The sequence below is a fragment of the Mesorhizobium sp. EU05-FHT14A09 genome, assembly GCF_058790995.1.
Map to the genome: position 1 here is coordinate 611098 of NZ_JBYTDF010000003.1, position 15311 is coordinate 626408.

General features: G+C 61.4%; 15 protein-coding genes. 13 read left to right on the top strand and 2 right to left on the bottom strand.

The features are described from left to right. The first annotated feature begins 1 nt into the window (after position 1). Positions 2–1120 (top strand): ATP-binding protein, encoded by a 1119-nt coding sequence (locus AC3WTO_RS14590; protein WP_492461418.1) that lies wholly within the window; start codon positions 2–4, stop codon positions 1118–1120. 56 nt (positions 1121–1176) lie between these two features. Here the strand turns inward: AC3WTO_RS14590 and AC3WTO_RS14595 are convergent, their stop codons facing one another. Beyond that, positions 1177–1497 carry a hypothetical protein gene (locus tag AC3WTO_RS14595; protein WP_492558417.1) on the bottom strand — a complete coding sequence of 107 codons (321 nt, stop codon included), beginning with the start codon at positions 1495–1497 and terminating at the stop codon, positions 1177–1179. Positions 1498–2140: 643 nt separating this feature from the next. On the opposite strand from AC3WTO_RS14595, the gene AC3WTO_RS14600 reads away from it, so the two are divergent. The 3 genes from AC3WTO_RS14600 (at position 2141) to AC3WTO_RS14610 (ending at position 5526) form a co-directional block, all read left to right on the top strand. After that, on the top strand, positions 2141–3160 hold the full coding sequence (locus AC3WTO_RS14600) for an extracellular solute-binding protein (RefSeq protein WP_492461420.1): 1020 nt from the start codon (positions 2141–2143) through the stop codon (positions 3158–3160). Positions 3161–3339: 179 nt separating this feature from the next. Beyond that, complete coding sequence (locus AC3WTO_RS14605) at positions 3340–4767, top strand: amidase (protein WP_492461421.1); 1428 nt, start codon at positions 3340–3342, stop codon at positions 4765–4767. 75 nt (positions 4768–4842) lie between these two features. Beyond that, positions 4843–5526, top strand: coding sequence for a TetR/AcrR family transcriptional regulator (locus AC3WTO_RS14610; RefSeq protein WP_492461422.1), 684 nt, complete (start codon positions 4843–4845; stop codon positions 5524–5526). Between the two features lie 292 nt (positions 5527–5818). Here AC3WTO_RS14610 and AC3WTO_RS14615 read toward each other — a convergent pair whose 3' ends face one another. Further along, positions 5819–6742 (bottom strand): sugar phosphate isomerase/epimerase family protein, encoded by a 924-nt coding sequence (locus AC3WTO_RS14615; RefSeq protein ID WP_492461423.1) that lies wholly within the window; start codon positions 6740–6742, stop codon positions 5819–5821. A gap of 276 nt (positions 6743–7018) precedes the next feature. Here AC3WTO_RS14615 and AC3WTO_RS14620 point away from each other — a divergent pair, with 276 nt between their 5' ends. From AC3WTO_RS14620 to AC3WTO_RS14660, 9 genes are all read left to right on the top strand, one after another. Then, positions 7019–7396: a hypothetical protein gene (locus tag AC3WTO_RS14620; protein WP_492461424.1), complete on the top strand. Its 378-nt coding sequence runs from the start codon at positions 7019–7021 to the stop codon at positions 7394–7396. 247 nt (positions 7397–7643) lie between these two features. Continuing rightward, positions 7644–8975, top strand: a complete 1332-nt coding sequence (locus AC3WTO_RS14625) for an extracellular solute-binding protein (RefSeq protein WP_492461425.1) — start codon at positions 7644–7646, stop codon at positions 8973–8975. Positions 8976–9154: 179 nt separating this feature from the next. Continuing rightward, on the top strand, positions 9155–10039 hold the full coding sequence (locus AC3WTO_RS14630; RefSeq protein WP_492461426.1) for a carbohydrate ABC transporter permease: 885 nt from the start codon (positions 9155–9157) through the stop codon (positions 10037–10039). Positions 10040–10053: 14 nt separating this feature from the next. Further along, positions 10054–10950, top strand: a complete 897-nt coding sequence (locus tag AC3WTO_RS14635; RefSeq protein ID WP_492461427.1) for an ABC transporter permease subunit — start codon at positions 10054–10056, stop codon at positions 10948–10950. A gap of 13 nt (positions 10951–10963) precedes the next feature. Continuing rightward, entirely contained in the window at positions 10964–12085 is a 1122-nt protein-coding gene (gene ugpC, locus AC3WTO_RS14640) for a sn-glycerol-3-phosphate ABC transporter ATP-binding protein UgpC (RefSeq protein WP_492461428.1), read from the top strand. Between the two features lie 179 nt (positions 12086–12264). Next, positions 12265–12750 (top strand): hypothetical protein, encoded by a 486-nt coding sequence (locus AC3WTO_RS14645; RefSeq protein WP_492461429.1) that lies wholly within the window; start codon positions 12265–12267, stop codon positions 12748–12750. 224 nt (positions 12751–12974) lie between these two features. After that, on the top strand, positions 12975–13229 hold the full coding sequence (locus AC3WTO_RS14650; RefSeq protein ID WP_492461556.1) for an acyl carrier protein: 255 nt from the start codon (positions 12975–12977) through the stop codon (positions 13227–13229). Beyond that, on the top strand, positions 13226–14398 hold the full coding sequence (locus tag AC3WTO_RS14655; RefSeq protein ID WP_492461430.1) for an acyl-CoA dehydrogenase family protein: 1173 nt from the start codon (positions 13226–13228) through the stop codon (positions 14396–14398). Before AC3WTO_RS14650 ends, AC3WTO_RS14655 begins: the two co-directional genes overlap by 4 nt. A 3-nt stretch (positions 14399–14401) precedes the next feature. Continuing rightward, positions 14402–15310, top strand: coding sequence for an amino acid--[acyl-carrier-protein] ligase (locus tag AC3WTO_RS14660; protein ID WP_492461431.1), 909 nt, complete (start codon positions 14402–14404; stop codon positions 15308–15310). The last annotated feature ends 1 nt before the right edge of the window (position 15311 follow it).

A 15311-nucleotide genomic window follows, 5' to 3' on the forward strand; every position in this document is an offset into this window, starting at 1 on the left:
CATGCGCTCGATAACGCGACTCAACCGTCAGCTTTTGATTTGGATGGCAGCCGTCACCGGATTTGCACTCGCGCTGACGATTGCCGGGATGGTTCTTTTTTATGCGTTCGTCGAACACATCGATCCGCTGTTTTGGGAAAACGATTGGAATTCATCCTGGCCACAGCCCCTGGAATGGGCGGCCTTCATCACCCTTTGGGTGCTGGGCATGGTCTGCGCAACTGTGGCTGCGGCAAAGTTTACGCGCCGTCTGATTGGGCCTCTGGAGGCGGTCGGCTCAGCTGCACAATCCATCGCCCGCGGCGACCTGACGGCCCAAGCGGTTTTTCATGGCGCGATGTTTGATGAAACGCGGCAGCTCGTACACGATTTCAACGCGATGGCCGATCGATTGAGGCTGTCGGATGCCGAGATGCGCGCCTGGAATTCGGCAATCGCCCACGAACTCAGAACACCACTAACGATCTTGCGGGGGCGACTCCAGGGAATCTCCGATGGCGCTTTCGCGCCGGAGACAGCGGGAGGCCTCATTGCCCAGGTCGATAGCCTCACACGTATTGTCGGGGACCTCAGGGTTTTCACTCTAGCGCGCGGTGGCCGGCTGGAGCTTCAACTCGAAAATATCGACCTCGCAACTGAGGTCGCAACGGTGACCTCAGTTGTTGCATCAGAACTCAAAGATGCCGGCATCGATGTCTTGTTCGATTTGGGCAGCAGCGTACAGGTCGTGGCCGACAGTGCTCGGGTGAGACAGGCAATTCTTGCCATCCTCGACAATGCGCGGAGATATGCCTCCCCTGGTATTTTGCGGATCGAAACCCATGTGACACCAGGTGCCGGGGTAGTTCGCATCTCTGACGAAGGGCCCGGCTTGCCCCCTGGCAGCGAACGACTGGTATTCGAGCCCTTTTGGCGGGCAGATGAATCGCGTTCGCGTGCAAGAGGCGGCAGCGGCCTCGGCCTTGCGGTGGTACAGGCCATAGCGCAAGCGCATGGCGGTGAGGCGCTGGCGCGCGCAGCGACACCCAAAGGTGCTACTTTCGAGATTCATTTGCCTCGCGCTCAATCTGACCGAGCCCAGGAAAAGGTCTCTTCTGGTCCGGTTGATGTCGGGCATTGAAGAGCCCGGCCCCGTTCAACCTGGCGTTGGGCGAAGGAGGTCCGCTCTCCACAAGGTCATTGCTTTTTCAGGATGCCGGTCAAGATACAGCCTTCGATCCAAAGGGTGCTCACGCCTTTTTCAATGGTGATCTGGTAATTGCACTTCTCCAGGCTGCTGCACAGAATGCCATCCAGCGTCAGCTCGACCTCACTTGAGTATCGGTTCTTCCAGTTGTCTTTCCACCTACCGGAATGGGTGCGGCCATCCGTTTCGGTCAGTGTCAGCTTGCCGTCTTTGCGAAAGGTCAGGACGCCTCCGCGTTCATGACGCCAGCTGCCCTCGAGCGAAGAGCTGCCGCTACACCCCGTCAACATGACCGTAAGTGCGATGGGCACGATGCACTTTTTCATATCAGTGGGAACCTCGACCGAGATAGCGAATGCTCATCTGGTCAGCATCAGTCACTGCGCTGGAGTAGTTCGTCGGGAGTAAAAACCAGCTTCCGCTGGTCCCCCGCGAAACACTCGGCCTTGGTTGGGCCGCAGCTGCGATGATGGGGCGACAAGCCACCCCGCGACACTCTTCAATGCACGCGATGGTTGGCCGGGGGTGGACATTAAGTTGAGGAATGGTGGAGTTTGCTTAAAAACACCTGCGGAGCCGAGCCTCCGTGATGCTCCAGCGGCGTGTGATGCAGATACGCATCGACTGGCTGTGCCCAATCCAGTGGCAGGCCGCCCTGGGGGGCGCCGGAGCTCCCGAATTGCACCAAAACAGAAACGCCCCACATCACCATCTGCTTTCGATGCCGGGATATGCCGAGCAGCCCGACGCCGCGAACCTCCTGCCGCATCGAAAAAGATATTGACTAAATAGTTAGTAATAATAATCTGGCGGCGGGAACAAGATCGGCCAGCCGCCCGGCGAAGGACCGACTCCCAAGGGAACACATCAGGAGACCGTCCTGGCCATTCGGTTGGCCGGAAGGGCGAAATGGATCCGCCGGCTGCCGGCAGGACCTCAAAAGGAGGAATGCGCATGAACCTGAAAATGGCGGCTGCGGCGCTTGGTCTGTCGTTTCTGGCCGCAACCGGTGTCGCTCGCGCAGAAGGCGTGCTCAACATCTACAATTGGGGCAACTACACCAGTCCCGAACTGATCAAGAAGTTCGAGAAACAATACGACATCAAGGTCACCGTCACCGACTACGATTCCAACGACACCGCGCTCGCCAAGGTGCGCCAGGGCGCATCCGGCTACGACATCGTCGTCCCGTCGGCCAGTGTGATCCCGATCTGGATCAGCGAAGGGCTGCTGCTCGAAACGCGCCCCGACCAGATGGAGAACTTCAAGAATGTCGATCCGCGCTGGGTCGACGTGCCGTTCGACCCCGGCCGCAAATACACCGTGCCGTGGCAGTGGGGCAGCACCGGCATATCGGTCAACAAATCCGTCTATTCCGGCGACATCAACACCTCGGCGATCTTCCTCGACCCGCCGCCCGAGCTCGCCGGCAAGATCAATGTCGTGCCCGAGATGGGCGACATCATGTATTTCGCCATCACTTATTTCGGCGGCAAGTTCTGCACCGAAGACAAGGTGCGCGACAAGCTGGTCGAGGCCAAAGCGAAGTGGCTGTCACTGGACTACGCCGCCGTAGACGGTCTCGGTCGCGGCGACATTGCGGCCGGCGTGAACTGGAACGGCATCTCGCTGCGCCAGCGATTGCAGAACAAGGACATTATCTACGGCTACCCCAAGGAAGGCTATCCGATCTTCATGGACAATGTCGCCGTGCTGAAGGACGCCAAGAATGTCGACAACGCCAAGCTGTTCCAGAACTTCATCATGGATCCGGAAAACGCCGCGATGATCTCGGCTTTCGCCCGCTATGCCAATGGCATCAAAGGGTCCGAGAAGTTCATGCCGGCCGACATGAAGGACGCGCCGGAGGTCAACATCCCGGCCGAGTTCCTGGCGAAGGGCGAAGTGATGCCGATCTGCCCGCAGCCGGTGCTGCAGCTCTACACCAAGATCTGGACCGACATCCAGAAATAGCGCCCCCACCAGCCAGTTCCGGGCGCCGCCCGGACAGCCATCCCTGGAGCGTTTCTCACGGAAACGCGGAAACGCTCCAACTCCTTGTCTTCACGCAATTCCGGACGGAAACCGCAAACAGTTTTGCTGGAATTGCTCCCTGACCACAATCGCGATCGCCCGATCGCCGGAGACCACGCATGTCCGATCTCGACCTTTGCTACATGCCGGCCAGCAAGGCGCTGCAGCTGTTCAAGACGAAGAAACTTTCCCCGGTTGAACTGATGGAAGCCACCATCAGGCGCGCCGAGGCGACGAAATCCTCGATCAACTGCCTCACCTTCACCTATTTCGACGAAGCGCTGGACCTGGCCCGCAAGGCCGAGGCCAGATACGCCAAGGGCGCCAGGACCGGGGTCCTCGAAGGCCTGCCGATCGGCATCAAGGACGAGAGCTACATCAAGGGCAAGCCGACCTCGCATGGCTCACTGCTGACCCAGGGCGCGATCAGCGACCATACGTCCACGATCAACGAGCGCATCATCAAGGCGGGCGGCATCGTGCATGCGCGCACCGCGACGCCCGAATTCAGCTGCGCCGGCTACACTTGGTCCAGGCGCTGGGGCGTCACGCGCAATCCGTGGAACCCCGACTTCACGCCCGGCGGTTCTTCCGGCGGTTCGGGTGCGACGCTTGCCGCGGGCACATCGGCGATCGCAACCGGCTCCGACATCGCCGGGTCCATCCGCATTCCCGCTTCGGCATGTGGGCTTGTCGGCTTCAAGCCGCCCTATGGCCGCAATCCGGACGAGCCGCCCTTCAACCTCGATTTCTACTGTCACACCGGGCCGCTGGCGCGCAACGTCACCGACGCGATCCTGTTGCAGAACGTCATGACCGGGCCGAGCCCGCTCGACATCTCCACATTGCGCCCGAAGCTCAGGCTGCCGCTCGACTACAAGCCGATCAAGGGCTGGCGGATTGCCTTCTCGATGGATCTCGGCTCCTTCGAGGTGAGCCCGGACGTGCGCAAGAACACGCTGGAAGCCTGCGAGGTGTTCCGTTCGCTGGGCGCGACGGTGGAAGAGGTCGATCTCGGCTGGGGCGACGAGGTGCTGAAATCCGGCATGGCCTATCTCGAGCATATCTTCGGCGCATCGCTTGCCGGTCTGCTCAAGGAGCATGGCAACGACATGACGAGTTATGCGCGGCAATTCGCCGAGGATGGGCAGAAATCGAAGGCGACCGACTTCGTCGCAACGCTGGAGGTGGCGGGGCGGATGTACCAGTCGCTCGGGCCGCTGCTCGAAAAATATGATGTGCTGGTGTGCCCGACCAATGCGCTGCCGGCGGTGGCGGCGGAGTTCGACCACTCCAGGGACACGGTGCAGATCAACGGCAAGACGGTGAACCCGTCGCTCGGCTGGGTGATGACCACCCCGTTCAACATGCTGAGCCGGTGCCCGGTGGTTTCCATGCCCTCCGGCCGCGCGACGAACGGCGTGCCGACCGGCATCCAGATTGTCGGCCGAACCTATAGCGACGCCGATGTATTCCGTGCGGCAATGGCCTATGAAACGGCACGGGGCCAATGGTACGACGACGCTGCGGCGCGCCCGTCGCTGTGACGGCGGCCGGCCGCGAAGGGAATGAGCCGGCGTCGGGCATGGTCGCCCATCGCCGGTGCAAGGGACTGAAGCAAGATGGCACAAGGCAAAGCAGCCACGGCTGGCAGACAGGCAAACGCCGTGGTCGAGCGCCCGGCGGGCACGGGGGATCGTCGGCGTCAACGCGGCGAGGCCAGCATCCAGCGCATCATCGACGCAGCCATCGACCTGATCGCCGAGGAGGGCTTGTCCAGCCTGACCATGCAAGCCATCGCCAAACAGGCAGGGGCCTCCAATGCGCTGGTGGTCTTCCACTTCGGCAACAAGGAGAACCTGCTGCGGGCGGTGCTGCAATATCTCAGCGATCAGTATGACGCGCTGTGGACCAGCATGGTGCGCGGGCCCGGCCTGTCAGCCGTGCAGCGCGTGACGGGCGCGGTCGAATGCGGACGGCGCTTCGCGCGCCAGCATCCGAAATGGGTTTCGGTCTTCGTCATCTTCGGCAGCGACCGCAAGAGCATGCAGATCTACAAGGAGATCGGGCTGCCTGGAGACCTCGCCTATAATGCGGAAGCCAGCGAGCTGCTGGCCGAGATCGTGCGGCTCGGCAACTATGACAATGTCGACCCGAGATCGATGTCCGAAAGCCTAAACTACCTGGTCCAGGGAGCGTGGTACTGGGGTCACCTCAACCCGCCCGACCTGCAGTCCGATGTCCCGGCCAGGACGATCGCGACACTGCTACACCATGCCTTCCCGCGACATTTCGATCTGGCCTGATCGAGAGAGCGGTGGCCTGTCGTTAGGGCTATCGCATTTTGATGCAAAGGCCCCCTCTCCGTCACCGCTTCTCCGGCGGCTGAGCCGCCGTAGGCGCCACCTCTCCCCGCCTTCGGCAGGGCGAGGAACCGCAGTTCCAACGCCGGCGCTTTTCCAGCTTGGGTTCCTCGCCCCCGCAACGCGGGGGAGAGGTGGATCGGCGAAGCCGAGACGGAGAGGGGGATTCTTAAATGCGACAACCCTGGCCCGTCGTGAAGCCGATTTCGACAGGCTTCGGGCACAGGCTTGAGATTTATGCCGCGGCGGCGGTCCGCACGAAACGGGCCTTGTTTGCAAGCTGCCTGGTGGCGTCGACCGTATCCTGGGCAGCGTACCAGTAGCGGTCCTTCAGCTCGATGTTGAACAGCACGCCGTCCGGGAACTCGCATTCGCTCATCAGCCTGTCCCAGGGAATGTCGCCCCAGCCGACCGGCAGGTGGAGATCGCCGTGGCCATAGGCGACGCGCTCGCCATCGGTGAACATCCAGATGTCGTCCTGGCGGCCGAAGCTGTCATGGACATGCAGGTGGCGTGCATATGGCGACAGCGCCTTCACCTGGTCGACGAACGCGTCACGATGGCCGTCGAAATCGAGTTGCAGATAGGCATGGCTGAAGTCGAGCGTGGCCATGACGTTGGGATGGTTGATCGCGCCGAGTTCCCTGGCGAGCCGCGACGGTGAAGCGGCGAGCGCCTTGCCGTCATATCCTGCAAACAGGGTTTCGACGCAAAGGATCAAACCGTGCTGGCGGGCGATGTCGCCACTCTTGGCCAGCCATTCGCGCTGGCGCTGATAGCCGGCCTCGACGCCGTCGGCCTGCTGCATCGGCATCAGGCCGGAATGGATCACATAATGCTCGGCGCCGACCTCGGCCGCCACTTCCAGGGACGCCTGCAGTACCTCGAAATGGCGCGGCAGCCGGTAGGCTTCGTCCATGAAGTTGATGGCGAGCGGGCCGTGCACGGAGTAGACGACGTCGCGGCCGGCGCAGGCGCGCTTCAGGGCGGCGAGCTGCGGCTTCCTGATCTTGCCGCCGACGACGATGTCCATATCGTAGGTCGGCAGTTCGATTGCCTCGACACCGAGTTCCTCGATCATGTCGAGTTCTTCGGCGAAATCCGAGAGATCGTTGGCGCGTTTGTGGGCAGAGATTCCGGTGCCGGTGACGGCTGACATGGGCTTGGTCCTTCAACTGATAGGCTGGCAAGTATTGGGCTGGGTTTCGGCCGAGCGCTGCTCGACAGGCCGCTCGCGACCATGGCGTGTTTTCATGTCCGGCATCTGACCGGGACATGACACTTCCCTGACGCTGCCTGGGGAAAACCGGATATGGCCCGCTGCAATCTAGCCCACATCGAGTGTGAAAAATGCGGGCTAGGCTCGACAGAAGCCGGCAAATGTCATTGAATCGTCACCTGATCGTCATCGATGGGGATTCGGACGTTGCGTCGCATGGCTTTGCATTCGGCAGTCCTGGTCGCTTCGACGCTTCTCGCCGGCGCAGCCGGTGCGGGCGATCTCACTTCAATCGAGTTGAAGAACGAGCTGGTGGGACACGCCATCGCCTGGTGGGAGGATGGCGGCTGGCGCGGCGGTTCGCTGATCCTGGCGCCCGACGGCTCCGCCGAGATCACGATTGACAATTCGGGCGGCAATTCGGTCCAGCAAGGCGACAAGGGCCGCTGGGCACTCCGCGATGGTGAGTTGTGCACCGTGTGGAGCGAGATCCGCGACGGCGGCGAGAAGTGCTACAGCGTGCGTCGTGGCGAGCGCGGGCGCTTCGTCACCAGCGGCGGCAATGTCTTTGAAATCCGCGACGCGGGTGTCTGAATAAGCCGAGCGGGTTCGGCCGCGCTCTGTTGTGCAAATCCGGCCGCAAATCGCTGAATCCGTTTGCCGGGATGCTCTGGTGAGCTCTCCGCTTAGAAAGCGAATATGATCGCTGCCATCCCGCCCTGGTGGGGATTGTCGTCATATCATCACGAAACCACAACGAGGCTGTCATGTGATCTCTCTAGGGGAGGCGCCGTAGCGGGCGTTGCGCTCGCGCAGCAACCTTCCTGTCTGGAGAGGACGAATGAAACGATTAATCCTGCTTGCGACGACGGCCGTCGTCCTTGCCACCGGCGCCAATGCCGCCGAACGCACCAAATTCGAATTCTGGTATGGGCTCACCGGCGACCTCGGCGAAGTGGTGGCCAAGCACTGCCAGCTGTTCAACCAGTCGCAGGATAAATACGAAGCCGTCTGCACCGGGCAGGGTGGCTACGACAAGGCCGAGCAGAACACCATCGCGGCCTTCCGTTCCAAGCAGCATCCGACGATCGTGCAGATTTATGACGCCGGCACTGTGAACTTCATGCTGTCGGGCGCCATCTATCCGGCCACCAAGTTCGCCAAGGACTACAAGCTCGACATCGACTGGAAGTCCTACTTCCCCGGCATCGCCAACTACTACGCCACCTCCAGCGGCGAAATGTGGTCGTTCCCCTACAACTCCTCGACCGCCGTGTTCTACTGGAACAAGGAAGCTTTCGCGAAAATCGGCAAGACCGAAGCGCCGAAGACCTGGGCCGAATTCGGCGAAGACCTGAAGGCGATGAAGGCTGCCGGCGTTCCTTGCGGCTTTGCCTTCGACTTCGATTCCTGGATGGATCTCGAGCAGTTCTCGGCGACCAACTCCATTCCGCTGGCCACGCTGGACAACGGCTATGGCGGCCTTGGCGCCGAACTCGCCTTCAACAAGACCGCTTTCGTCGGCCACATGAAGGACTTCAAGTCCTGGCTCGACGCCGGCTATGCCAAGATCCAGACCAAGCAGATGGGCAAGGACGTCGTCCAGGCGTTTGCCGACGGCACCTGCGCCGCCACGATCACGTCGATCGCCAACCACGGCACCGTGCACAACACCCAGGCCAAGGACCTGAAGTGGGACGTTGCCATGATGCCGGTCATCGATGCTGCCAAGCGCACCAACTCGATGGTCGGCGGTGCTTCGCTGTGGGTGATGGAAGGCAAGTCGCCGGCAGAATACGAAGCTGCAGCCGCTTTCCTGAAATACGTCACCGCTCCGGACACCGGCGAGAAGTACATCGCTGAAAACACCGGCTACATTCCGGTCACCACCAAGGGCTATGAGCTCCTGAAGTCCGAAGGCTTCTACAAGGATCCGAAGCGCGTCAACCGCGACATCGCGATTGCCTCGCTGACCGCCTCCGATGTCACGCCGCTCTCGCGCGGCATCCGCCTCGGCAACTTCACCTCGATCCGCGCCGAGCTGCGCTCCGAGCTGGAAGCTGCCTTCACCGGCCAGAAGGACATGCAGACTGCCATCGATGCCGTCGTCGAGCGCGGCAACCAGATCCTGCGCCGCTACGAGCAGACCTACAAGGGCGTGGCCCTGCCGTAAGCAGCCACGGCATATCCCGGGCGCCGCACTTGCTGCGGCGCCCTTTTCATAAAAACGACTAGAGCGTTTCCGTTTTTAACGGAACCGCGGAAGCGCTCTAAGTTTTTGTTTCACTGCATTTTTGTAACGCCAAGTGATTCCATGTGGCTACAAAAATGCTCTAGGCAAGGAGCGTCCGCATGGAAAAGCGTGCCACCTTCTCCAACCTGTGGCTGGCGGCGGCCTTCATTGCTCCGCAGATGCTTCTGATCTTCGTCTTCTTCTATTGGCCGTCCGGGGAAGCACTTTACTGGTCGCTGACGCTGGAGCCGCCTTTCGGCGGCAGCAACCAGTGGGTCGGCCTGCAGAACTTCATCACCGTGTTCGAGGATGCGAAATACTGGAACTCGGTGCGTGTCTCGCTGACCTTCGCTTTCTCGGCGACCGTGCTGTCGCTGGCCATTGCCACGCTGCTCGCGCTTTTTGTCGACCGCCGGCTGCCCGGGCACCAGGTCTACAAGTTTACCTTCTTCCTGCCTTACGCGCTGGCAGCGCCTGCCGTCGGCCTGGCGTTCCGCTTCATCTTCTCGCCCGATGCCGGTTTCGTCTCGGCGATCAACCACGCCTTTCCCGGTCTCTGGAACCCGGCGCTCAACGGCTATGACGCCTTCACGCTGATCGTGCTGGCGCAAAGCTGGAAGATGGTGGGTTACAACTTCATCTTCTTCCTGGCGGCGCTGCAGTCAATCCCGCGGCCGATCTCGGAAGCCGGTGCCATGGACGGCGCCGGCGTACTGCGGCGCATGTGGGACATCCAGCTGCCGCTGATCACGCCGACGTTGTTCTTCCTGATCGTGATCAACATCACCGACAGCTTCGTCGACAGTTTCGGCATCGTCGACATCACCACGTCCGGCGGGCCGGCAAGGGCGACCGAGCTGATGGTCTACAAGATCTACACCGACGGTTTCCAGGGCAAGGACTACTCGCTCGCCGCCGCGCAATCGATCGTGCTGATGGCGCTGGTGATCGCGCTGACCTTCATCCAGTTCCGCTTCGTCGAGCGGCGCGTCCACTATCGCTGAACGGAGGTCTGGCCGTGATCGAACGTACCCCCGTTCTCGACTTCATCACCCACGCGTTGCTGATCGGCAGCCTCGTGGCGCTGCTGATCCCGTTCTGGATCATCTTCGTGGCGGCAAGCCATGACTTCCACACCGTCAACCAGGTGCCGATGCCGCTGTGGCCCGGCAGCCATTTCTTCGAGAACATGGCGACCGCCTGGGAGCGCGGCAATTTCGGCCGCGTCATGCTGAACTCGATTATCGTTGCCGGCGGCGTCACCATCGGCAAGATCGTGATCGCGGCGCTGTCGGCATTCTCGATCGTCTATTTCCGCTACAAGCTCAGGATGGTGATGTTCTGGTTGATCTTCATCACCCTGATGCTGCCGCTGGAAGTGCGCATCGTGCCCACCTACGCGGTCGCGGCCGACGCGCTGCGGCCATTCAAGGCGATCTTCGGCCTGTTCGGCATCTCGGTCGGATTGCCCGAGTGGAACCTGCTCAATTCTTATTCCGGCCTGATCCTGCCGCTGATCGCCACGGCGACCGGAACCTTCCTCTACCGTCAGTTCTTCCTTACCGTTCCTGACGAATTGACCGAAGCCGCCAAGATGGACGGGTCGGGGCCGGTCCGCTTCTTCCTCGAAGTGCTGATGCCGCTGTCCAAGACCAATATGGCCGCACTCGCCACCATCATGTTCGTCTGGTCGTGGAACCAGTATCTGTGGCCGCTTCTGGTTGTAACCGACCAGCAGAACTTCGCCACCGCCACCATGCAGCTGCAGAAGATCGTGCCGGGGCCGGTGTTCGGCGAGCCGCCGATCTGGAACGTCGCCATGGCCGCCAACCTGATCGTGCTGACCCCGCCGGTTCTGGTCACCATCTTCCTGCAGCGCTGGTTCGTGCGCGGCCTCATCTCCACCGAAAAATAAGGGACAATCTCCCATGGCCGAAATCACTCTGCGCGACGTGCGCAAATCCTACGCCAAGAACGAGGTCGTGCATGGCGTGAACCTCGATGTTGCCAGCGGCGAGCTGATCGTCATCCTCGGCCCATCCGGCTGCGGCAAGTCCACGCTGCTGCGCATGGTGGCCGGCCTGGAATCGATCACCTCCGGCGAGGTTTCCATTGCAGGGCGCCTGGTCAACAAACTGGAGCCGCGCGAGCGCGGCTGCGCCATGGTGTTCCAGAACTATGCGCTCTACCCGCACATGTCGGTGGCCAAGAACATTGGTTATTCGCTGAAGATCGCCGGGCTTCCGAAAGCCGAACGCACCGAGCGCGTCAACAAGGTGGCGGCGACGCTCGGTCTGAGCGAATTTCTCGAGCGCAAGCCGGGACAGCTTTCCGGCGGCCAGCGTCAGCGCGTGGCCATGGGCCGCGCCATGATCCGCGAACCGAAAGTGTTCCTCTATGACGAGCCGCTGTCCAATCTGGACGCGACCCTGCGCGTCGCCATGCGCGTCGAAATCCGCAAGCTGCACCAGCGGCTCGGCGCGACCACGCTTTTCGTGACGCACGATCAGGTCGAGGCGATGACCCTGGCCGACCGCATCGTGGTGATGAACAAGGGCGGCATCGAGCAGGTCGGCACGCCGAGCGAGGTCTATGGCCGGCCCGAGACCACCTATGTCGCCAATTTCATCGGCTCGCCCGGGCTCAACCTGCTGAAGGGCGCCGCGCACCCGGACGAAGGCATCATCAAACTGCCGGATGGCCAGCAGCTTGCCTATGATCGCAACCAGTGGCCGGAGATCGGCCATGGGCCGGTGATCGCCGGTTTCCGCGCGGAGGCGGTGAAGTTCGGTTCAGGACCACTGTCTGCCCGCTTCGATTTCGCCGAGGAACTCGGCATCGCCAAGCTGCTGCATGGCTCGTTCGGCGGGCAGCCCATGATCGTCCATGTCGCCACCCATGACGAACTGCAGACAGGCCAGCCTTTCTTTTTCTCGGTCGATCCGGGCGCCATTCATCTGTTCGACGCCGACAGCGGCCGACGCCTGGAAGAGGTGAGGGCACCGGCAACCCAGGCAAGGCAGGCCGCGCCGGTTCAGGTCAAAGCCTGACGAAACCGGCTTCGGCTTACCCGAGGTTTACGACATGACGCCAGAGCAATTCCGGGAAAGTGCGGATCGGTTTTCCGTCCGGAATTGCGTAAGAACAAAGAGTTAGAGTGTTTCCGCGTTTCCGTGAAAAACGGAAACGCTCTAACCTTGCTCCGATCCGATTCGCCGGAAGGAGCACTATGAGCAAGATCGTCACTTCATTTGCGCTGGTCGCCGTCTTCTCGGCCTTGCTGATGGCCCTCAGCCTTGCCGTCGCGCAACATGGCTACCCGCTCGGTGCCATCGGGGTGAAGCGGCTGGATGACATTGCCGATGCAATGACTTTCCTGCCGCTCGCCGCACTCTACTTTTTCTGCGCCATGCTGATGATGGTCCTGCCGCTACGCGCGGCGAGCATCGTCCTGCTCAATGCCGCCGACATCATCGTCTGGGCCGTGGTGGTGCTGTTCGCCAGCATCGTCGGCTCGCTGGCAGCGCGCTGGGCCTTCGGTCAAAGCAGTGCGCTGTGGGCGCTGTGGAACTGGCGCTTCCTGTTCGTCGCGGCAGTGGTGGGTTGCCATCTCGTCACGAACGAACTGAGACGCAACGTTCTCCTGCGCAGCCTGTTCCTGGTTGTCTTTGCGGCTGCAACACTTGCCTGTCTGTTCTGGTCCTTCACACTTTAGGGCAGGATCCGGTACCGCAGGACACGCAAAGGATACTCCAGTGCTTGAACGCACGCGGCGTGGTTGTCGAAATGGATTTCCCTTCCCGGGCCGATGCGCTAGCGTGAAGGCGCGGGTTTACAGGCTATTATCCATTCACGTTCATGCGATCTTATTTCGGCTAATCTAGAGAGGGCACGAGGACGGCGCGTTCCTTGTAGGGCATGGTGACTGTTGTGAGTGATGTGAAATCGAAAATTCGTGAAATTCTGGCCGCGCGCGGCGGTTTGCCCGGTGGGGTCGAGTCGCTCGGTGACCAGTCCGACCTCTACGCGGCGGGATTGTCTTCCTTCGCCTCGGTTCAGATCATGCTGGCCCTCGAAGAGGCGTTCGATCTCGAATTCCCGGATTCGCTGCTCAACCGAAAGACGTTCCAGAGCGTCGATGCGATCGCTGCCGCCGTGCAAAGCATCCTCAGCGGAGTTCCGGCGGCACAATGAACGCACCGGCCAGCACCAGTCTCGCTGAACGCGCCGGTCGCGTAGCGGCGGTTGCCGCCGCTCATGCCGACGACGTAGACATCAAGAGCCGCTTTCCACGCGAGGCTGTCGATGCCATGCGGATCGAGCGGCTGCTTTCCATTCAGATCGGCAATGAACTCGGCGGGGAGAACGCGACGATACCGGACGTCGCCGAAATCTGCTCCCTGATCGGACAATCCTGTGCTTCGGCGGCGATGGTCTTCGCCATGCACCATATCAAGCTTTCCAGCCTGGTCTCGCACGGCTCGGAAAGCGAATGGCACCGCGCCTTCATGCGCCGCGTCGCCAATGAACAATTGCTGCTGGCATCCGCCACCACTGAAGGCGGCATCGGCGGTAATCTGCGCAACAGCATCTGTGCCATCGAGGTCAAAGGGGCCGACTGCCACCTGGAGAAGGACGCCACCGTCATCTCCTACGGTGAATATGCCGACGCCATCCTGATCACTTCGCGCGCCAATGCCGAAGCCGCTTCAACCGACCAGGTGATGACGGTGTTCGCCAAGGACCAGTATACGCTGGAGCGCACCCAGGTGTGGGACACGCTCGGCATGCGCGGCACCTGCTCGGACGGTTATCTGTTCAAGGGCGATGCGCCGGCAGCGCAGATCCTGCCGAAGCCATTTGCCGAGATCGCGGCGCAATCGATGCTGGCGACTTCGCATCTGTTGTGGAGCGCGGTCTGGTACGGCATCGCCGTCAATGCGATGACGCGAGCGCAGAGCTTCGTGCGCGCGGCCGCCCGCAAGAGCCCCGGCGCACCGCCGCCTGGCGCGTTGCGGCTGGCTGAGGCATCCAGCCTGCTGCAACTTCTGAAATCGAATATCATCGCTGGCCTGCGCGAATTTGAGGCAGCAAAGGTTGATCAGGACCGGCTTTCTTCCATCGGCTTTGCGGTGGCGATGAACAACGTCAAGATCGGCTCTTCCGAGACGATCCTCACCATCATCAATCATGCCATGCTGGTGTGCGGTATCCTTGGCTACAAGAACGGGACACCCTTCAGCCTCGGCCGTCACCTGCGCGATGCGCATTCGGCGCAATTGATGATTTCCAACGACCGTATTCTCGGCAACACGTCGAACCTCCTGCTTGTGCACAAGCAGGATACGAGCCTGATGGGGTAAGCCATGGACCAGCAAAGCTCGCTTCTGGATAGGCTGTTCGAAACCGGCCTGCTGATTGAAACCGGTGTCGAAGGACTTTATGGCCGCAGTGGCCGCTTCGAGGACGTCATAACCCGCTTCGAAGCGCTGATCGACAGTATCGGCGGCGGTGACGGCGCCGAGGCGATCCGTTTTCCCCCTGGCATGAACCGTGCGTATTTCGAAGGCAGCGGTTACATGAAGAGCTTCCCGCAGCTTGCCGGCACGGTGCACTCTTTTTGCGGCAATGAACTCGACCACATGAACCTCCTGCAGTGCATGGAGGCGGGTGAAGACTGGACCAAGACCCAGGAAAGCACCGATATCGTGCTGACGCCGGCGGCCTGCTATCCGCTCTACCCGACAGTGGCCAAGCGTGGTGCGCTTCCGGAAGGCGGTGGCCTGTTCGACCTGCAGTCTTACTGTTTCCGCCACGAGCCTTCCAACGACCCGGCCCGCATGCAGCTTTTCCGCATGCGCGAATATGTGCGCATGGGCACTCCGGATCAGGTGATGGCATTCCGCAACGACTGGATGGAGCGGGGCAAGGCCCTGATGGCTTCGGTCGGCCTGCCGGTCGAGATCGATGTCGCGAACGATCCCTTCTTCGGGCGCGCCGGGCGCATGATGAAGAACAACCAGCGCGACCAGAACCTCAAGTTCGAACTGCTGATCCCGATCACCTCGACCACCAAGCCGACCGCGTGCATGAGCTTCAACTATCATCAGGATCACTTCGGCAAAGGCTGGGAAATCAACACGGCCGATGGCGAAGTCGCCCACACCGCGTGCGTCGGTTTCGGGCTGGAGCGCATCGCGCTGGCGCTGCTTCATCATCATGGCCTGGATATCGGCGATTGGCCGGCGCCAGTTCGCAAGACACTCGGGTTCTGAT